This is a genomic window from Kribbella qitaiheensis, assembly GCF_014217565.1.
Classification (GTDB): domain Bacteria; phylum Actinomycetota; class Actinomycetes; order Propionibacteriales; family Kribbellaceae; genus Kribbella; species Kribbella qitaiheensis_A.
On the sequence record NZ_CP043661.1, the window covers coordinates 6,452,009 to 6,469,656 of the forward strand.

The following is a 17,648-nucleotide window of genomic DNA, read 5'->3' on the forward strand; positions in this document are numbered from 1 at the left end:
GCGGGGTGCGGTCGATCTGCAGCAGCAGATGACTGTGGTCGTGCAGTGATCGGGTGAGTCGCCACGCATAGGACTCAGCCCAGAGCCGGGCGCGGGCCGTCGTCGCTGTTCGCCCGAACAGAGCGGTCGATCCGGAGCGGCACCACCTCTTCCAGGGCGGCGAGCCTGGCCAGCAGGTGTCTTCTGATCACCGGGCGGCGCCAGTACGGCCGGTTCTCCCGCAGTAGGTGCCATTCGTCGACGAGCACCAGGGCGGCGGTGTGGTTCAGCCCCTGAGCGCCGACAGCTCGCCGGCGTTTCGCGTCCGTCCGGACGATGCCCGCCACGGTCGTCAGGGTGATCGCGAGAACGAGGACGGTGGCGGCGAAGACGGCACCGGGAAGGACGGCCTCCGATCGGCGCAGCTGGTTGAAGAGCACGATCAGGCCGGCGGTGGTCACGGCGATCAGGACGGAGGTGATCACCGATCCGCGGTTCGGCCAGCCCTCGGACCAGACGGTACCCATTCCCAAGGCGATCGTCCCCACGACGAAGGCCACCACCAAGACGAACAGCAGATACAGCAGATGGATCCGGATCAGGTTGGAGACAGTGAGCTCCCGTCCCGCCAGGATCATCGTGACGGTGGGAAGTCCGATCCACAGCAGAAACAAGGGGATCAGCTTGAGGTCGGAGTCACGGCCGAGCTGAGGCCTGGCTCCGTCCAACACTGCCTTGCGCCGCAGGACCGGGACGAGGGCGCGTCGCTCCTCATCGGTAGCCCCGAGCTCCGCGATCCGTTCCCTGGCTGCGGCCCAAGCGATCCGGGCACTCTCCAACCCGGGCCACATCCCCGGCTCCTCAGGTGCTGGTACAGCAGCCGGAACCACAGGATCCACCATCACCCTCGCCCCCTCAGTCCATCGGTTGGGCGTTGGTGGTGGCGTCTGCGAGGAAGGTGGAGATGGTTTGGAGTTCGGATTCGGTGCGGGTGGCGAGGACGGCTTGGATGCGGCGGCCCTGTTCCTCGTAGAGGGGGATCAGTTTTTCCTGGATGGCCTCGAAGCTCGGGGTTACCAGGACTTTGCGGCGGTCGTTCGGGTCGGGCTGGCGGGTGATCAGGCCTAGGGATTCGAGGCGGTCGATCACGCCGGTGACTGTGCCTGAGGTTAGGCCGGTGTGTTCGGAGAGTTGGCGTGGAGTGAGGGGGCCGTGTGACTGGAGCAAGGTCATGAACTGGGAGTCGCTCGCGCCCAGGCCGAGCTTGGCCGAGACCGCGTGGTTGAACAGGATCACGTTCGCGATGAAGCGGATCATCCGCTCCTGCAGTTCGGTACTGATCTCTTCCCTGCTGCTCATGGCGCACACCTCGCTGGAAGTCTGACTCTTGCATTTCTCTCGGATCTCCAAGATACTCGGTTTACCGAGATACTTGTGAAGCCGAGAGAACTGATCTTAGAGGAGTTGAGTGGGATGAAGGTGCTGGTGATCGGTGGTGGGACCGGCGGACTCGCGCTGGCGCACGGGCTGAAGCGGGCCGGCATCGGCGTGACGGTGTTCGAGCGCGACGTACTGCGGACCGATGGGCTGCACGGCTACCGGGTGGGCATCGACCCCGACGGCAGCCGGGCGCTGAACGCGTTGCTGCCCAAGGACCTGTACGACACGTTCGTGGCCACCAAGGCCCGCGACCCGAAGTACTTCAACATGCTGACCGAGGACCTCAAGGAGGTGCTCTCGATGGACATCCTGCCCTCGACCGACCCGGTGGAGAGCGAGAAGTCGATCAGCCGGATGACGCTGCGGCAGGTGCTGCTGACCGGTCTGGATGAGGTCGTCGAGTTCGGCAAGGAGTTCGTCCGCTTCGAGCAGCGCGCCGACAGTGTCACGGCCTACTTCGCGGACGGGTCGGAGGCGACCGGTGATCTGCTGGTGGCCGCGGACGGATCAGGCTCGCGGGTACGCCGGCAGTACCTGCCGCAGGCGAAGACCGAGGAGACCGGCATCATCGCGATCGCCGGCAAGCTCGCGCTGACCGACGAGAGCGCGAAACTCGTTCCGCCGAAGGTGTTCGAGGGCATCTCGCTGGTGAGCGCGCCGCATGGCATCGCCTGCATCATCCACGTGATGGAGTTCCAGTGGGACCGCGACGGCAAGGTCAAGCAGGGGATCGGCGGCAACACTGAGGATCTGATCCGGCAATGGCCCGGGCTGCAGTTCGACAACACCCGCGACTACATCAACTGGGGCCTGTCGGCGACCGCGGACAAGCTGCCGGCGAACGTGATGGACCTTCGCGGCCAGGAACTGATCGACCTGGCACTGCGGATCACTCCCGATTGGCACCCGAACTTCCGCCGGATGCTCGAGCTGACCGACCCGGGCACCTGCTTCCCGGTGAACATCTCCACCTCGGTGCCGCTGGATCCGTGGCCGAGCAGCAATGTGACCCTTCTGGGTGACGCCATTCACACGATGACGCCAGGTCGCGGCGTCGGTGCGAACACCGCGCTCCGCGACGCGCTGCTGCTGTGCCGCAAGTTGATCGAGGTACGCGACAACAAGGCCGAACTGGTCGCTGCCGTCCATGAGTACGAGGCGAAGATGATCGAGTACGGCTTCGACGCGGTACTGAAGTCGCGCGCCCAGATGAGCGCGAGCGACCCGATGCACAAGCCCGTGATCGGCCGGATCGTGCTGGCAGGCATGCGTACTGCGATGCGCACGATCAACCATCTGCCGCCGGTGAAGCGCCGGATGCGCGACTCGATGATGGCCTACCGCGGCGAAGGCCGGGACGAAGCAGCCTTCGAGATCACGCCACCGGTGAGCTGACCGCATCGAGCCAGGCATCCGCGAGGATCCGCTGCCCGGCGTACGTCGGATGGATTCCGTCCCAGATCCAGTGCGATGCCGGGGCGCGATCGGCGCCGGCATCGTTGGCGCCGATCAGAATGCTCAGTACTGCGGGTCGCAGGTCGACCGCGTCGCGCTGGCACCGAGATGCCATCGCGGCCACCGTGTCGCCGCTGACCCCGCGGTTGACGAATCGCCAGCCGCTGCCCGGGGCCTGGGCGCCGGCCTCGCCCGCGATCAGGAACGGGTACGAGTGACCGAGGATGTGGTTGGGGTCATCGGTAGGACCGCGGCCGCCGCGCGTGATCGAGTCGCCCTGGAACAGCACCAGGGCGCCCGGCTCCAGCACCGCGGTCAGTCTGGTCAGCGTTGGCCGACGTGTTCGGCGACAGCGTCGAAGACGCGCCCGATCGCCGCGAAATCCTCGGGTGAGGCCACGTCGACCAGGTTCTCGCGCACACCGTCCACGTGGTACGGCGCGGCTTGCTCGAGCAGCGACATCCCGGCGTCGGTGAGCTCGGCCCAGACGCCGCGCTTGTCGCTCTTGCACGACGTACGCCGCACGAGCTCCGCGGCTTCGAGCCTGCCGACGGTGTGAGTCAGGCGGGAGCGGCTCTGGTGCAGCCGGTCAGCCAGTTCAGCCATCCGTAGTCGCCGATCGGGCGTCTCGGAGAGCCGGACCAGGATCTCGTAGTCGTTGATGCCCAGGCCGAACTGACGTAGGTCGTCGTCGAGCTTGGCCATCAGGCGCGCGGTGCCCAGCAGGTACGCGCGCCACGCCACCTGCTGTTCGGAGGTCAGCCACCGGGTCCCAGTCGTCATCGTCACGGGACCAGTGTACCGGGAATGTAATTGACTTTTAAACCGTTTCTGTCTACCGTCGTAGCCATCGGTTGATGCATCAACCCATTGGTTGAGAGTTACGACGCCCCCACCCAGATTTGCTCGAGAGGAACCAGTAATGACTGAGACCGCGACCGCTGCCAACACCATCCCCGGCCTGGTGACCGGCACGTACGCGCTGGACGTTGCGCACACCGAGATCGGCTTCACCGTCCGGCACCTGATGACCAAGGTCCGTGGCGTCTTCAAGGACTTCTCCGGCGAGATCGTCGTCGACGACTCCCTGGAGCAGTCGACCGCCAACGTCACTGTCGAGCTGGCATCGGTGTCCACCCGCAGCGAGCAGCGCGACGGGCACCTGCGCTCCGGCGACTTCTTCGACGCCGAGAACAGCCCGAAGATGACCTTCGTCAGCACCGGCTTCAAGCCCGAAGGTGACGACTACATCCTGGCCGGCGAGCTGACCGTCAAGGACGTCACCAAGCCGATCGAGTTCGGTGTCGAGTTCCTCGGTGTCGACCAGAACGCCTACGGCCAGACCATCATCGGTTTCGAGGCCTCCACCTCGATCAGCCGCAAGGACTGGGGCATCGACTTCAACATCCCGCTCGAGGGCGGCAAGCTCCTGATCGGCGACAAGGTCGACATCCACCTCGACGTCCAGGCCGCACTCCAGGCCTGATCTTCCGTACGCCGAAAGGCCCCGCCCTCCCGATTCCTGGGGGCGGGGCCTTCGTCGTCTAGACCTGGACCATCCGGAGCGCCAGGTCGGCATAGAGCGCACCGAGTTCGGTGGGGTCCTGGCGGGCCGGTGAGTACCAGCGGGCCACGTCGATCGAGAGGGAGAGTACGGCGAGCGTCGTACCGTGCAGGTCGTCGACGGCGAAGGAGCCGTCCGCGATGCCGTCGGTCAGCACCTGCTCGATGAGCGCCGAGATCGCTCGCCTGATGGTCGCCACCTCGGCGAAGTGCTCGGGGCTGAGCGCTGCCAGCTCGTACTGCACAACCCGGGCGATCGTGTGGTGCTCGGCATGCCACGCAGTAAAGGCCGAAACCATCGCCCGCAGGCGATCGGCGGGCGTCCGGCCGGATCCGGCGGTTACTGCGAGGGGGGCGCTGCCGGACGCATCGCCAGATTCCGCCTGGCTAAGGATTTCTAGCGCGGCTCGGTGGCCGTAGAGGCTGATTTCGAAGAGGAGGCGTTCTTTGGAGGGGTAGTGGACGTAGAGGGCGGCTGGGCTCATGCCGGCGCGGGAGGCGATGTCGCGGGTGGTGGTGGCCTGGAAGCCGCGTTCGGCGAAGGCGTCGATGGCGCCGGTGAGCAGCCGCCGGGCTGCCGGCGGCTGGACATGCTCCCAGACGAGGGGACTGGTGACGGCGGACACGTTGACACCCTGCCCTAGATTGGTAAAGCTAAGCAAGCGCTTAGCCACAGATCTCAGAGTTCGGGGAGGCCCAACGATGGACCGCATCATCTTCGGCGAAGACCACCACGCCTTCCGGGCCAGTGCGAAGGAGTACGCCGACCGCTCGCTGGTGCCGCGGATGGAGCAGTTCCTCGAGGAGAAGACGATCGAGCGGGCCGCCTGGCTCGAAGCCGGCAAGCAGGGCTTCCTCGGTCTCGACGTACCGGAGGAGTACGGCGGTTCGTCCGTCGGCGACTACCGCTTCAACGCGGTGTTCGCCGAGGAGGTCTCGAAGGTCTCGGCCTCTTTGTCGAGCTGCTTCGGCATCCACTTCGACTGCGCCGCGCCGTACCTGGTCGACCTGGGCACCGAGGAGCAGAAGCAGCGTTGGCTGCCGAAGTTCTGCTCCGGTGAGCTGATCGCCGCGATCGGGATGACCGAGCCGTCCGGCGGCTCCGACCTGGCCGCGCTGAAGACGACCGCGAAGAAGACTGACGGCGGTTGGGTGGTGAACGGGTCGAAGACCTTCATCACCAACGGCGACATGGCCGACCTCACCATCACCGCCGCCCGGACCGATCCGAGCAAGGGCGCCAAGGGCATCACCTTGTTCGCGATCGAGGAGGGGATGGAGGGCTTCGCCCGCGGCCGCAAGCTGGACAAGGTCGGCCAGACCGAGTCCGGTACGTCGGAACTCTTCTTCGAGGACGTATTCGTCCCGGACGAGAACGTGATCGGCGAGATCGACCGCGGCTTCATCCACATGATGGAGCGGCTGGCCCAGGAGCGGATCGGTGCCGCGGTGTCGAACATCGCGCACGCGACCCAGATCCTCGACGAGACGATCGAGTACGTGAAGCAGCGCAAGGCCTTCGGTCAGCCGGTCGGCTCGTTCCAGTACAACAAGTTCGTGATCGCCGAGCTCGTCACCAAGGCCGAGGTCACCCAGGCGTACGTCGACAACGCGATCGTCGCGCACGACGAGGACCGGCTGTCCGCGGTCGACGCGGCCAAGGCGAAGTGGTGGAGCGCGCAGATCCAGAACGAGATCCTGGACGCCTGCGTCCAGTTGCACGGTGGCTACGGTTACATGAACGAGTACCGGGTCGCGCGTGCCTGGCGGGACGCCCGGGTGACGAAGATCTGGGCCGGTTCGAACGAGATCATGAAGGAACTCATCGGCCGCGATCTGGGCCTCTGAAGTCAGTGCACTCTGAAAAGGAAGGCTGAAGATGCCGGAAGCAGTCATCGTCTCCACCGCGCGGTCGCCGATCGGCCGGGCCGGTAAGGGTTCGCTGAAGGAGATCCGGCCGGACGACCTGGCCGTGCAGATGATCAAGGCGGCCGTCGAGAAGGCCGGCCTGACCGGGGACCAGATCGAGGACCTGATGCTCGGTTGCGCCGAGCCGCACGACGAGCACGGTGGCAACATGGCCCGCCGGGTCGCGATCCAGCTCGGCTGGGACACCACCGCGGCCACCACGATCAACCGGTTCTGCGCCTCGTCGACGCAGACCGCGCGGATGGCATTCCACGCGATCAAGGCCGGCGAGGGCGACATCTTCGTCAGCGCGGGCGTCGAGTGCGTCTCGCGATACAAGAACTTCGGGTCGGCGGGCGTCGGTGATCCGAGCTCGTTCAACGAGGCCTTCGCCGACGCGGTGCAGCGCACCGAGAAGTACGCCGAGACCAACGAGACCTGGCACGACCCGCGCGAGGACGGCCTGATGCCGGACGTCTACATCTCGATGGGCCAGACCGCGGAGAACGTCGCGACGCTCAAGGGGATCAGTCGCGCCGACCAGGACGCGTTCGGCGTACGGTCGCAGAACCTTGCGGAGAAGGCGATCAACAACGGCTTCTTCGAGCGCGAGATCACGCCGGTGACGCTGCCGGACGGCACGGTTGTCAGCAAGGACGACGGTCCGCGCGCCGGTACGACGCTGGAGAAGGTCAGCCAGCTGCAGCCGGTGTTCCGGCCCGACGGCACGGTCACGGCCGGCAACTGCTGCCCGCTGAACGACGGCGCCGCGGCAGTCGTGATCATGAGTGACACCAAGGCCCGCGAGCTCGGTCTGACGCCGCTGGCGCGGATCGTCTCCACCGGCGTGAGCGGCCTGTCGCCGGAGATCATGGGCCTCGGGCCGGTCGACGCGACCAAGCAGGCGCTGGCCCGGGCCGGGATGAGCATCGGCGACATCGACCTGGTCGAGATCAACGAGGCCTTCGCGGTCCAGGTGATCGGCTCGGCTCGCGAGCTCGGCATCGACGAGGACCGGCTGAACGTGCACGGCGGCGCGATCGCGCTCGGCCACCCGTTCGGCTCGACCGGTGCGCGGATCATGACGACGCTGGTCAACGGACTGCAGTTCGAGGACAAGCAGTTCGGCCTGGAGACGATGTGCGTCGGTGGCGGCCAGGGTATGGCCGTCATCCTGGAGCGCCTCACCTGATGAGTCTCAAGGACCGTACGGCGATCGTCACCGGCGCCTCCCGAGGAATCGGCCTGGCGATCGCCCAGCGCCTGGTGGCCGATGGTGCCCACGTGGTGATCACCGGACGTACGCAGGAGACGCTGGACCAGGCAGTGGAGTCCCTTGGCGGCAGGGAGAACGCACTGGCCGTTGCAGGGAAGGCGGCCGACCCGGAGCATCGGGCAAGCGTCGTAGCCGCTGCGGTAGCGACGTACGGATCGGTGGATCTGCTGGTGAACAACACCGGCATCAACCCGATCTACGGTTCGCTGCTGGATGTCGACCAGGCCGTGGCGACCAAGATGGTCGATACGAACGTGCTGGCGACCATCGCTTGGGTGAAGGCCTGCCGGGATGCCTGGATGGGCATCCATGGCGGTGCTGTGGTGAACCTGTCGTCGGTGGCCGGACTGTCGCCGTCACCCGGCATCGGCTGGTACGGCGCCACCAAGGCGATGCTGTCCCGGGTGACGAGCGAGCTGGCCGTCGAGCTGGCGCCGGTGATCCGGATCAACGCGGTCGCACCGGCGGTGGTGAAGACCAAGTTCGCGGGCGCTCTCTACGAGGGCCGCGAGGACAAGGTCGCCGCGTCGTACCCGATGAAGCGTCTCGGCCGGCCCGAGGACGTCGCCTCGCTCGTGTGGTTCCTGCTGTCCGACGAGGCCTCCTGGATCACCGGCCAGACCATCACCATCGATGGCGGCCTGACCCTCAACGGCGGCATCGTCGGCTAGTCGCCTGTACTACGGACTGACGGCTGCAGCGCGGCGGGCGGCGAAGCGCTGGCGGACGATGACGGTGCCGTCGGGTGCTTCGTCTTCGTTGCGCCAGTTGAAGGTGCTGTCAGTCAGGTCGGTGAAGATCCAGCGGGTCTTCGTCGACGTGGGGTCGTTGGTTTCGAGGGTGATCGAGTTGTCGCCGGCACGGGCGACGAAGGTCTTCACCATGGCGTACTTCGGGCCCATCCAGGTGGAGCGGAAGGCGTTCAGGTCGGGGTCGTGGAGGCGGACGCTGAGCCCCCATTCGCCGTCGCCGTCGAGCTCGCGCCGGGCGCGGCTCGGGGTGATCCAGATGTCGGCCACCGCGCGGCCGTCGAGGGCCCAGGCGAAATGCCATTCGCCTTGGGTCTCGCGGATCGGCCGGCCGTCGTCGTCGTACCAGGAGACGTCGAGATCCCAGCTGCCGATCAAGGAGGCGAAGGGTTCGAAGACTTGCTCGAACTCGGGTCGCGGCCGGTCGGAGACCATCAGACTTGCCAGGACCGAAGCTGGGTTTGCTGCTGTCATGGAGACAGTGTGCCTCGAAGTCCGCCTGGGTGCAGAGGTTATTCCGCAGTTGAAAGGCTGAGGGACCGGAGCCGGGTGATGGCGACCGTGATGCCGATGGCGGTGACCGCGATGAGCAGGATCAAGGCGATCGGGAGTTTGACGGCCGACGTCACGTGCGGGGCGTCGGTGAGTTGGTGGATGACTGCCAACGACCACTGCTGGACGCTGAGGGCCTTCGCGCCGCCGACGTACTGGCCCATCACGCCTTCCCAGAGCAGCGCGTAGAGCAGGCCGATCGTCACCGCGTTGCCCGAGGTCGCCGACAGGGCGATGAAGATGGCGGTGTAGGCGATCCCGGCCACCACGGTGCCGGCGCCGAAGGCGAGGGCGGTCTGCGGATCGTGTACGTCGAGGATCAGGGAGGCGATCACCATCGGCACCGCGCCGAGGGCGACGATCACCGCGATGGCGACGAGCGCCTTGGTCACGATGATGGTGGACCGCTTGATCGGCTTGCTGAGCAGGTAGACGATCGAGCCGTCGTCGATCTCGGACGACAGCGCACCGGTCGCCGCGAGCAGCGAGATCAGCGGGACGATCACCGCCAGGCCGAACATCTGCAGCAGCGCCGTACTGAAGTCGGGGGAGTTGTCGACCGTCAGCGCCAGCAGCACGCACAGCGCGAGCAGAACGACGGGCAGGATGAAGAGCAGCAGTCCCCGCCGGTGCCCGAACAGGGTGGACATCGTCAACCGCGCGATCGTCGCGTTCATCGTCAGCGCCTTCCGACCAGGTAGGAGAAGACGCTTTCGAGCGACTCGTCGGTCGGGGCGACCTCCAGCAACCGGATGCCGAGGTCGCGTGCCGTCGACGGCACGATCCGGCTGAACCGTTCGAAGTCGGCCACCTGCACCTGCAGCGCGTCACCGTCCAGATCGGCCCCGGACGTACAGGGGTCGGCGATCAGTGCGGACGCCAGCCGGCGGTCGTCGGACGAGCGCAGCCGGTAGAGCACCGGCCGGTCCGTCATCAGGGTGCGGATCGCCCGGTAGTCGCCCGAGGCCGCGTGCCGCCCGGACACCACCACCTCGATGTGGGTCGCGACCTGCTGCACCTCCTCGAGGATGTGCGAGCTGAACAGAACAGTCCGGCCGTCCGCGCCCATCTTGCGGAGCAAGTCCATCAGGTGCAGCCGCTGCCGCGGATCCATTCCGTTGAACGGTTCGTCCAGCAGCAGTACTGACGGTTCGTGCACGAGTGCCGCGGCCATCTTGATCCGCTGCTTCATGCCCTTGGAGTACGTCGAGATGCGGCGCTTGGCCGCGTCGACCAGCTCGACCGTCGCGATCGCCGTCGTGGTCGCGGCCGCTGGGTTCGGCAACCCTTGGAGCTCGGCATTGGCGCGGACGAACTGGGTGCCGGTGAGCGTGTCGTAGACCGCCTCGGTCTCGGGCACCAGGCCGATGTGCCGGTAGGCGGCCTGATTCCGCCAGACGGGGACACCGTCGAGGGTGACGGTCCCGGTCGACGGCGGCAGGAAGCCGGCCATCATGGTGATCAGCGTGGACTTGCCGGCGCCGTTGGGCCCGAGCAGGCCGGTGACACCCGGGCCGATCGTCATCGTGACGTCGTTGACCGCCACGACATTGCCGTACCAGCGGGAGACTTTGTCGATCTGGATCACGCTCATCCGCGCGCCACCTTGGCGTAGCGGGCGTTGACGCCCCAGCTGCAGATCCCCACCACGGCCACGTAGACGGCCGCGAAGACGAGCCCCTCGCTCGTGCTAGGCACCCAGTCGCCGCCGCCGCGCAGGATGAACGTCGACAACACCTCGACCAGGCTGAACGGCGAGCCCAGGTTGGCGTACCGGGAGGCGACGCTGCGGTGTGTGCCCTCGGGATCGAGGATCGCTGTGACGACGATGACGGCGGTGAACGACACGATCAGGACCGCGATGATCGCCGCGACGGCGAAGCCCCGGCGCGGAGTCGCGGCCGCGATCAGCCCGCCGATCGCGGCCAGCAGGATCGACAGCAGCAACGCGGTGACCAGGCCGCTGAGGAACTCCTTCGTCATCAGCGTGAAGTTGAACTTGGCCAGCAGCGCACCGGCGTACAGGATCACCATCGGCAGGCCCATCAGGACCATCAGCGCGAGCACCAGAGCGCTCAGCTTCGCCAGCGCGTAGTCCGTCCGGCGCAGGGGCCTGGCCAGGTAGAGGACGATCGAGCGGTAGCGCAGATCCCTGGAGAACAGCTGCGGTGCTTGCGAGGCCAGGTAGAGCGCGATGACGGCCTGCAGGAAGAAGATGTACCGCATCTGGGACAGCGGCGGGTTGTCGAAGTCCAGTGCGTTCTCGATGCCGACCATGATCGCGACCGGGACGACCATCACCGCGAGCAGCAGCAGCGGCATCACCTTTGACTTGCCGGATCGGCCCAGCCCGTACGCGTGCCGCAAACTGCTGACGGTCAATGCCTGGGCGATCGCGAACCGGCCCAGCCGAGGACCGTCGTAATGCCGGTAACCGATGTCGTGGATGACACCAACTGCGGGCGGAGGCAGCTGATCAGACACTGAAGACCTCTTCCAGCCGATGTCGATGCTGCTCGATCCGGACCAGCCCGAGCCCCAACTCGGCCACGGTGTCGCGGACCACGTCGTACGTCGCCTCGCCACTGATCTCGACCAGCACCAGCGGACCGTCGGCCCTGGCCCGCGCACCAGCACGCGCCAGCGCGGCACTCAGCCGATCCCGCCCGCTCAGATCCCGTACTTCGACAGCCAGTACGCCGGTCACGCCGGTCAGCGCCGCCTTGGACTCCGACCGGAGCAGCCGGCCACCGTCCAGTACGACGATGTGGTCGCAGACGTGCTCGAGCTCGCCGAGCAGGTGCGAGGTGATCAGGACCGGGATGCCGAACTCGGTGCCGATCCGGCGGACCAGCGTCAGCATCTCGTCGCGGCCGGCCGGGTCCAGGCCGTTGGTCGGCTCGTCGAGGAGAACCAACTGAGGATCGTGGGTGAGTGCCTGGGCCAGCTTGACCCGCTGCTTCATACCGGTCGAGTAGCCGCCCATCGGGCGGTAGCGCGCCTCGTCGAGCCCGACGTGCCGCAGTACGTCGGCCGCTCGTTCGCGAGCCGCGGTCGCGGGCAGGCCGGACATCTGGCCGAGGTGGACGACGAACTCGGTCGCTGACACGTCCGGCGGAAGGCAGTCGTGCTCTGGCATGTAGCCGACGAGGGCTCGGACCGCCTCGCCGCCGGTGACCACGTCGTGTCCCAGCACGATGGCACTTCCGGCGGTCGGGGCGATCAGTCCGAGCAGGATCTTCAGCAGGGTCGACTTGCCGGCACCGTTGGCTCCGACCAGTCCGGTCACGCCGGACCCCACCTCGACTGTCAGCTCGTCCAGGGCCGTGACGCGCGGGTAGCGCTTGGTCAACGCAGTGGTCGCGATCACGGGCACCGGCCAACCCTAGTGCCCCTACGGCTCCGGACAGAATCACAGCCACCGCACAGCTGTTGCGATCACGTTCCAACTGCCCGATCTGGTTATTGCGTGGCGACTCCCCGGGCTGGTGGTTATCGTCCGAAGCATGGAAATCAGACCGGTCGTGGCGGATGACGCTGAGGAGATCGCCAGGCTGCGCCGGGAGACCTTCGCCTACAAGGTGATGTCGCCCGCGGCGGCCCGGAACATGATCGACGACGAGAACGGTCCGATGCTTGCCATCAACAACTGGCTCGGCTATCGCCGGATCGCGACGGAGCACGGACTGCTGAGGACGCTCTGATGCCGGTCAGGTCCGGCCGGCCGACGGACGCTGAAGGACTACTGACCTTGCGGAGCCGGGTTTTCCCGTACCGCGTGATGGCGCTGGCCGATGTCCGCAGCGGCCTGGACGAGGCGGCCGCCGATGAGCGCTTCGGCAGTTTCGCGGTCGAGGACGGCGACCGGCTGATCGGCTGGGGAGCGGCTTCGCCGGGGACCTGGTCGCCGGATCCGGGGGAGTTCCACGTGTTGCTGGTGGTCCATCCGGAGTTTCGTCGGCAGGGCATCGGTACGACGCTGGCCGAGGCCGTCGATGCGCACCTGGCCAAGTACGACGCCCGGCGCACGCTCTCCAGTGCGACCGAGGACGGCGTGGAATTCGCGCTCCGGCAGGGCTTTCAGGCTACCGACGTGCTGCACTACGCCAGGACCGATCCGCGGCTCGTACCGGACCCGCCCGCGGCTCCGGCCGGCGTCGAGCTGACCAATCTGGCCGCGCTCGACCTGGAGTCCGTGTATGCCGCGTTCGTGGCGACCGCGGCCGACGTACCGGGGGACCAGGACTTCGGCCAGATCCCGCTGGAGGTGTTCGAGCGGGAGGTCTGGAAATCGGCCGGGCTCAACCGCGAGCTCAGTACGGCGGCAGTTGCCGACGGCAAGGTCGTCTGCTTCACCACGGTGCTGACCACCGGTGACCGGCTCTGGACCGACATGACCGGCACGCTTTCGGCGTACCGGGGCAGGGGATTGGCGAAGGTGGTCAAGACCATCGGCCTGCGAGCCGCCGCCGCGGCGGGGATCACCAGCGCCTACACGGTGAACCATGACGTGAATCGTCCGATGCGGGCCATCAACGAATGGCTCGGATACTCGCGGGTCGCGAGCCACACCGGTATGGTCCGGATGAGCTGACTTTGCCGCTCGCAAGGGTTATCTTCGCCAGAACTTCGCAGAAGGAGTTCCGATGCAGATCAGGCCTGCGGAACTGAGTGACGTCGAGAGCGCGATCGCACTGCACGACGCCCTCGTGCCCTACCTCGCCTACACCAGCACCGCGTTGCGGCACCGGCTGAGTCGCGATCCCGTGCCCGGCCGCGCCACCTTCGCCGCGTTCGCCGACGACGGCGAGCTGGTCGGCTGGGCGGTCACCGGGGTGATCCCGGGGTCCTACCCGCTCGACGGCGAGCTCAGGGTGCTCGTGCATCCGGACCACCGCGGCCACGGGATCGGGACGAAGTTGCTGGCGGCAACGCACGAGGCCCTGCAGACCGCCGGGGCGACCAGTGCCCGGGTATTCGCAGATCCGGCGTCGGTCGACTGGGCGGCCCCCTGGGGATATGTGCAGACCCGGCAGGTGCACTACGCGGAGATCGATCCGAGCACGGCGCCCGCACTGCCCCCGGTGCCGGCCGGGGTGAGCCTGGTGGCGTTGGACGAGCTGGACCCGCGGCTGGTCTACGAGGCCGACGTGGTGGCCCAGCGGACCAAGCCGGGCGACGCGAAGATCACCGCGCGCCCGTACGACGACTGGTTCGCGACCGTCTGGCAATCGCCGGCGGTAGTGCTGGACCTGAGCATGGCCGCGGTCGAGGGCGGCAGAGTGCTCGGGTTCACGCTCGGCGACGGCGACCACAGCAAGATCTGGTCGAAGATGACGGCGACGATGCCGGAGTACCGCGGGCAGGGGCTGGCCAAGCTGGTGAAGTGTGCCGCTCTGCATCGGGCCGCCGCGGCCGGCGTACGAGGTGCTTACACCGCGAACTACGACGGCAACCGACCGATGCTGGCCGTCAACGACTGGCTCGGCTACCGCCGTACCGCGACCCACTCGGTGCTGATCTGCCCGCTCTGACATCGCTTACGTCCGAAGTACCCGAGGTCCTGCCCCTCGGTTGTTCGGACGCAAGGCTTTAGGGGACGAGCAGTACTACGGTTTCGGCGACGCAGGCCGGCTTGGTGGAGTTCTCCAGCTCGATCACCCATTGCAGCGAGACCTGGACGCCGGCCGGGGTCTCTTGCGCGCCGGCGATCGACGCACCGGCGCGGACCCGGGAGCCGACCGGGACAGGGGCCGGGAAGCGGACCTTGTTGACGCCGTAGTTCAGCTTCGCGGTGACGCCGGAGACGGAGAACAGCTCCTCGCCGAAGCGCGCGATCAGGCTCAGCGTGAGGTAGCCGTGCGCGATCGTCCCGCCGTACGGGCCCTTCGCGGCGCGGTCCACGTCGACGTGGATCCACTGGTGGTCGCCGGTCGCCTCGGCGAACTGGTTCACCTGCTCCTGGGTGATCTCCAGCCACTGGGTCTCGCCGAGCTGGGTGCCGACCGCGTGAACGACCTCGTCGACACCGGTGAAGGTCTGCATCTTCTGGAACTCCCTTTAGTTTCTGGGTCCGCCGGCGACGTACAGGACCTGGCCGGAGACGAAGCCGGCCTCCTCGCTGCAGAAGAACGACGCGGCGGCGGCGATGTCCGCCGGCTTGCCGGTCCGGTTCACCGGGATGGCCGCCGCGGTCGCCTTCTTGAACTCCTCGAAGTCGACCCCGACCCGGGCCGCGGTGGCAGCCGTCATGTCGGTCTCGATGAAGCCCGGCGCGATCGCGTTCGAGGTGACGCCGAACTTGCCCAGCTCGATCGCCAGCGTCTTGGCCAGCCCCTGCAGCCCGGCCTTGGCGGCGGCGTAGTTCGACTGGCCGCGGTTACCCAGCGCCGAGGTGGAGGACAGGAACACGATCCGGCCGTAGGCGGCCTCGACCATGTGGGCCTGGCACGCCTTCGACATCAGGAAGCTGCCGCGCAGGTGCACCGACATGACGGTGTCCCAGTCGTCCTCGGTCATCTTGAAGAGCAGGTTGTCGCGCAGTACGCCGGCATTGTTCACCAGGATCGTGGGCGCGCCCAGCTCGGCGACGACCCGCTCGACCGCGGCGGCGACCTGGTCGCTCTTGCTCACGTCGCAGCCGATCGCGACAGCCTTGCCGCCCGCGGCGGTGATCGCGTCGACCGTCCCGGCGCAGGCCGCCTCGTCGAGGTCCAGCACCGCGATCGCGTTGCCGTCGGCGGCGAGCCGCTGGGCCACGGCGGCGCCGATTCCCCGGGCCGCCCCGGTCACGATCGCCACCCTCTGCTGCTCGCTCATCCGCCGAACTCCTTCGTTAGCTGACTACAGGTCCGGGATGCACACTACCGACGCCAGCTCGGCACTGGTGTGCCCCGGATGGGATGATCGTCGTGTGCATGATCACAGCGCTGATCACGATGCTGGTCACGAGGGCCCCCTCAACCGGCACGTCTATCACTGTCCGCTCCGATGGGGCGACATGGACGCACTCGGTCATGTGAACAACGGCCGGTATGTCGACTACCTCCAGGACGCCCGGGTGGATTTCCTCTTCCGGACGGCCAAGGAGCTCGGCGCGGACGACCTGGAGACGGGCCTGCTGGTCGCCCGGCACGAGGTCCAGTACCGCGCGCCGCTCGTGTTCCGGGCCGAACCGGTCCGGATCGAGCTGTGGATCAGCGAGATCAAGGCCGCGTCCTTCATGGTCGACTACGAGATCCTGGACGCCGAGCCACGGCGTACGTACGTCGAGGCGCGGACCCGGCTGGTCCCGTTCGACTTCGCCGCCAACCGGCTGCGCCGGATCACTCCGGTCGAGCGCGAAGCGCTGTCGAAGCTGGTGGGCCGATGACCTTCACGCATCCGGTCCTGGTCCGCTGGTCCGACATCGATTCCTACGACCACGTCAACAACGTCCGGTACTTCGACTACTTCCAGGAAGCCCGGATCCTGTTCCTGGCGGAGGCTGCCGGGACCGGGCCGGACTACTTCGCCAAGTACCCGTGCGTGCTGGTCAGCCAGACGATCGACTACCTGCGGCCGATCCTGCTCCGGCACCCGCCGTACGACGTGGATGTCTGGGTCGAGTCGGTCGGCAATACGTCGTACACGCTGGGTTCGAGGATCGTCGATCGCGACGGTGAGACCGAGATCGTCTATGCCCGGGCCGCGTCGGTGATCGTCGCCGTTGACGCCGAGACGCAGGCCAAGCGGCCGCTCGGCGCGGTCGAACGGGAGTCCCTCGTCCGGCACGTTTCGGCGACTTGAGACACTGTTGGTGATGACCGAATCGATGAGTTTCTACGACGCCGTCGGCGGGGCGGACACCTTCCACCGGCTGGTGGCGGCGTTCTATCGCGGCGTCGCCGCCGACCCGGAGCTGCGGGCGATGTACCCGGAGGAGGACCTCGGCCCGGCCGAGGAGCGCTTCCGGATGTTCCTCGAGCAGTATTGGGGCGGCCCCCGGACGTACTCCGAACAGCGTGGTCACCCCCGGCTGCGGATGCGGCACAACCCGTTCGCCGTCACCCCGAGCGCGCGGGACAGCTGGCTGGGCCACATGCGGGCCGCGCTCGACGAGATCAAGCTCGAGCCGGAGCGCGACACCGAGATCTGGACGTACATGGTGATGGCCGCGCACAGCATGGTGAACACCGACGAACCGCAGTACCCCGGCGCGATCGACGTGTCCGGCAAGTGACCTCTTAGGGAGACACAAAGAGCATGGCTGCTATTCGCACCGCCAAGGCCCACTGGGAAGGTTCGCTGCTGGAGGGGGCCGGTCAGGTCAACCTCGAGTCGTCCAACCTGGGCTCCTTCGACGTCACCTGGGCCGCCCGGTCCAACGACAAGGCCGAGGGCAAGACCAGCCCGGAAGAGCTGATCGCGGCCGCGCACTCGACCTGCTTCTCGATGGCGCTCTCGCACGCGCTGGCCGGCGCCGGCAACGCGCCGGAGGCGATCGACACCACCGCCGACGTCACCTTCGTCCCGGGTGAGGGCATCACCGGCATCAAGCTGTCGGTGAACGGCAAGGTCCCCGGCCTGACCGCCGACCAGTTCGCCGAGTTCGCCGAAGAGGCGAAGAAGAACTGCCCGGTCTCGCAGGCGCTGACCGGCACCACGATCACCCTGGACGTCACCTTCACAGCCTGACGCTCCTTGCGAGGCGCCGGAACCTGTCATGGCTCCGGCGCCTTTCGCTT

Annotated in this window: 24 protein-coding genes; 12 read left to right on the top strand and 12 right to left on the bottom strand. The window is 67.2% G+C overall.

Annotated features, from left to right (window positions below; all coding sequences use genetic code 11):
* Nucleotides 1-74: 74 nt before the first annotated feature.
* Nucleotides 75-830 carry a hypothetical protein gene (locus tag F1D05_RS30810; protein ID WP_185443892.1) on the bottom strand — a complete coding sequence of 252 codons (756 nt, stop codon included), beginning with the start codon at nucleotides 828-830 and terminating at the stop codon, nucleotides 75-77.
* Between the two features lie 64 nt (nucleotides 831-894).
* The gene (locus F1D05_RS30815) at nucleotides 895-1,338 is read right to left on the bottom strand and encodes a MarR family winged helix-turn-helix transcriptional regulator (RefSeq protein WP_206685897.1); all 444 of its coding nucleotides are present in this window, start codon (nucleotides 1,336-1,338) and stop codon (nucleotides 895-897) included.
* Between the two features lie 114 nt (nucleotides 1,339-1,452).
* Here F1D05_RS30815 and F1D05_RS30820 point away from each other — a divergent pair, with 114 nt between their 5' ends.
* Nucleotides 1,453-2,814, top strand: coding sequence for an FAD-dependent oxidoreductase (locus F1D05_RS30820; protein WP_185443893.1), 1,362 nt, complete (start codon nucleotides 1,453-1,455; stop codon nucleotides 2,812-2,814).
* Here the strand turns inward: F1D05_RS30820 and F1D05_RS30825 are convergent.
* The gene (locus F1D05_RS30825; RefSeq protein ID WP_185443894.1) at nucleotides 2,795-3,184 is read right to left on the bottom strand and encodes a GDSL-type esterase/lipase family protein; all 390 of its coding nucleotides are present in this window, start codon (nucleotides 3,182-3,184) and stop codon (nucleotides 2,795-2,797) included. The genes F1D05_RS30820 and F1D05_RS30825 overlap by 20 nt on opposite strands.
* A gap of 14 nt (nucleotides 3,185-3,198) precedes the next feature.
* Nucleotides 3,199-3,657, bottom strand: coding sequence for a MarR family winged helix-turn-helix transcriptional regulator (locus tag F1D05_RS30830; protein WP_185449635.1), 459 nt, complete (start codon nucleotides 3,655-3,657; stop codon nucleotides 3,199-3,201).
* Between the two features lie 139 nt (nucleotides 3,658-3,796).
* Here F1D05_RS30830 and F1D05_RS30835 point away from each other — a divergent pair, with 139 nt between their 5' ends.
* On the top strand, nucleotides 3,797-4,360 hold the full coding sequence (locus tag F1D05_RS30835) for a YceI family protein (RefSeq protein ID WP_185443895.1): 564 nt from the start codon (nucleotides 3,797-3,799) through the stop codon (nucleotides 4,358-4,360).
* 58 nt (nucleotides 4,361-4,418) lie between these two features.
* Here the strand turns inward: F1D05_RS30835 and F1D05_RS30840 are convergent, their stop codons facing one another.
* Entirely contained in the window at nucleotides 4,419-5,063 is a 645-nt protein-coding gene (locus tag F1D05_RS30840; protein WP_206685898.1) for a TetR/AcrR family transcriptional regulator, read from the bottom strand.
* 76 nt (nucleotides 5,064-5,139) lie between these two features.
* Here F1D05_RS30840 and F1D05_RS30845 point away from each other — a divergent pair, with 76 nt between their 5' ends.
* The 3 genes from F1D05_RS30845 to F1D05_RS30855 are packed head-to-tail and all read left to right on the top strand — an operon-like array spanning nucleotide 5,140 to nucleotide 8,292.
* Nucleotides 5,140-6,285: an acyl-CoA dehydrogenase family protein gene (locus tag F1D05_RS30845; RefSeq protein WP_185443897.1), complete on the top strand. Its 1,146-nt coding sequence runs from the start codon at nucleotides 5,140-5,142 to the stop codon at nucleotides 6,283-6,285.
* 31 nt (nucleotides 6,286-6,316) lie between these two features.
* On the top strand, nucleotides 6,317-7,537 hold the full coding sequence (locus tag F1D05_RS30850) for an acetyl-CoA C-acetyltransferase (RefSeq protein ID WP_185443898.1): 1,221 nt from the start codon (nucleotides 6,317-6,319) through the stop codon (nucleotides 7,535-7,537).
* Nucleotides 7,537-8,292, top strand: coding sequence for an SDR family oxidoreductase (locus F1D05_RS30855; RefSeq protein ID WP_185443899.1), 756 nt, complete (start codon nucleotides 7,537-7,539; stop codon nucleotides 8,290-8,292). Before F1D05_RS30850 ends, F1D05_RS30855 begins: the two co-directional genes overlap by 1 nt.
* A 9-nt stretch (nucleotides 8,293-8,301) precedes the next feature.
* Here F1D05_RS30855 and F1D05_RS30860 read toward each other — a convergent pair whose 3' ends face one another.
* Genes F1D05_RS30860 through F1D05_RS30880 form a run of 5 tightly spaced genes read right to left on the bottom strand, consistent with a single transcriptional unit; the run spans nucleotide 8,302 to nucleotide 12,298 of the window.
* Nucleotides 8,302-8,844, bottom strand: coding sequence for a hypothetical protein (locus tag F1D05_RS30860; protein ID WP_185443900.1), 543 nt, complete (start codon nucleotides 8,842-8,844; stop codon nucleotides 8,302-8,304).
* Nucleotides 8,845-8,882: 38 nt separating this feature from the next.
* Entirely contained in the window at nucleotides 8,883-9,599 is a 717-nt protein-coding gene (locus F1D05_RS30865; protein ID WP_185443901.1) for an ABC transporter permease, read from the bottom strand.
* A gap of 2 nt (nucleotides 9,600-9,601) precedes the next feature.
* Nucleotides 9,602-10,516 carry an ABC transporter ATP-binding protein gene (locus tag F1D05_RS30870; RefSeq protein WP_185443902.1) on the bottom strand — a complete coding sequence of 305 codons (915 nt, stop codon included), beginning with the start codon at nucleotides 10,514-10,516 and terminating at the stop codon, nucleotides 9,602-9,604.
* Nucleotides 10,513-11,406, bottom strand: coding sequence for an ABC transporter permease subunit (locus F1D05_RS30875; RefSeq protein WP_185443903.1), 894 nt, complete (start codon nucleotides 11,404-11,406; stop codon nucleotides 10,513-10,515). Before F1D05_RS30875 ends, F1D05_RS30870 begins: the two co-directional genes overlap by 4 nt.
* Nucleotides 11,399-12,298 (bottom strand): ABC transporter ATP-binding protein, encoded by a 900-nt coding sequence (locus tag F1D05_RS30880; protein WP_185443904.1) that lies wholly within the window; start codon nucleotides 12,296-12,298, stop codon nucleotides 11,399-11,401. Before F1D05_RS30880 ends, F1D05_RS30875 begins: the two co-directional genes overlap by 8 nt.
* A gap of 130 nt (nucleotides 12,299-12,428) precedes the next feature.
* Between F1D05_RS30880 and F1D05_RS30885 the strand changes: the two genes are divergently transcribed.
* The 3 genes from F1D05_RS30885 to F1D05_RS30895 are packed head-to-tail and all read left to right on the top strand — an operon-like array spanning nucleotide 12,429 to nucleotide 14,456.
* A complete protein-coding gene (locus F1D05_RS30885) occupies nucleotides 12,429-12,626 on the top strand; it encodes a hypothetical protein (RefSeq protein WP_185443905.1) in 198 nt (65 codons plus the stop codon).
* Nucleotides 12,626-13,516 (top strand): GNAT family N-acetyltransferase, encoded by an 891-nt coding sequence (locus tag F1D05_RS30890; protein WP_185443906.1) that lies wholly within the window; start codon nucleotides 12,626-12,628, stop codon nucleotides 13,514-13,516. Before F1D05_RS30885 ends, F1D05_RS30890 begins: the two co-directional genes overlap by 1 nt.
* Before the next feature lie 52 nt (nucleotides 13,517-13,568).
* Nucleotides 13,569-14,456 carry a GNAT family N-acetyltransferase gene (locus F1D05_RS30895; protein ID WP_185443907.1) on the top strand — a complete coding sequence of 296 codons (888 nt, stop codon included), beginning with the start codon at nucleotides 13,569-13,571 and terminating at the stop codon, nucleotides 14,454-14,456.
* A 58-nt stretch (nucleotides 14,457-14,514) separates the two neighbouring features.
* Here the strand turns inward: F1D05_RS30895 and F1D05_RS30900 are convergent, their stop codons facing one another.
* Both F1D05_RS30900 and fabG read right to left on the bottom strand, forming a co-directional pair.
* Nucleotides 14,515-14,967, bottom strand: coding sequence for a MaoC family dehydratase (locus F1D05_RS30900; protein WP_185443908.1), 453 nt, complete (start codon nucleotides 14,965-14,967; stop codon nucleotides 14,515-14,517).
* A gap of 15 nt (nucleotides 14,968-14,982) precedes the next feature.
* On the bottom strand, nucleotides 14,983-15,741 hold the full coding sequence (gene fabG, locus F1D05_RS30905; protein WP_185443909.1) for a 3-oxoacyl-ACP reductase FabG: 759 nt from the start codon (nucleotides 15,739-15,741) through the stop codon (nucleotides 14,983-14,985).
* Nucleotides 15,742-15,922: 181 nt separating this feature from the next.
* On the opposite strand from fabG, the gene F1D05_RS30910 reads away from it, so the two are divergent.
* Genes F1D05_RS30910 through F1D05_RS30925 form a run of 4 tightly spaced genes read left to right on the top strand, consistent with a single transcriptional unit; the run spans nucleotide 15,923 to nucleotide 17,598 of the window.
* Nucleotides 15,923-16,294 carry an acyl-CoA thioesterase gene (locus F1D05_RS30910; protein WP_246486108.1) on the top strand — a complete coding sequence of 124 codons (372 nt, stop codon included), beginning with the start codon at nucleotides 15,923-15,925 and terminating at the stop codon, nucleotides 16,292-16,294.
* The gene (locus F1D05_RS30915) at nucleotides 16,291-16,710 is read left to right on the top strand and encodes an acyl-CoA thioesterase (RefSeq protein WP_185443911.1); all 420 of its coding nucleotides are present in this window, start codon (nucleotides 16,291-16,293) and stop codon (nucleotides 16,708-16,710) included. Before F1D05_RS30910 ends, F1D05_RS30915 begins: the two co-directional genes overlap by 4 nt.
* Nucleotides 16,711-16,723: 13 nt before the next feature.
* Nucleotides 16,724-17,143 carry a globin gene (locus tag F1D05_RS30920; RefSeq protein WP_185443912.1) on the top strand — a complete coding sequence of 140 codons (420 nt, stop codon included), beginning with the start codon at nucleotides 16,724-16,726 and terminating at the stop codon, nucleotides 17,141-17,143.
* A gap of 23 nt (nucleotides 17,144-17,166) precedes the next feature.
* Nucleotides 17,167-17,598: an OsmC family protein gene (locus F1D05_RS30925; protein ID WP_185443913.1), complete on the top strand. Its 432-nt coding sequence runs from the start codon at nucleotides 17,167-17,169 to the stop codon at nucleotides 17,596-17,598.
* Nucleotides 17,599-17,648: the final 50 nt, after the last annotated feature.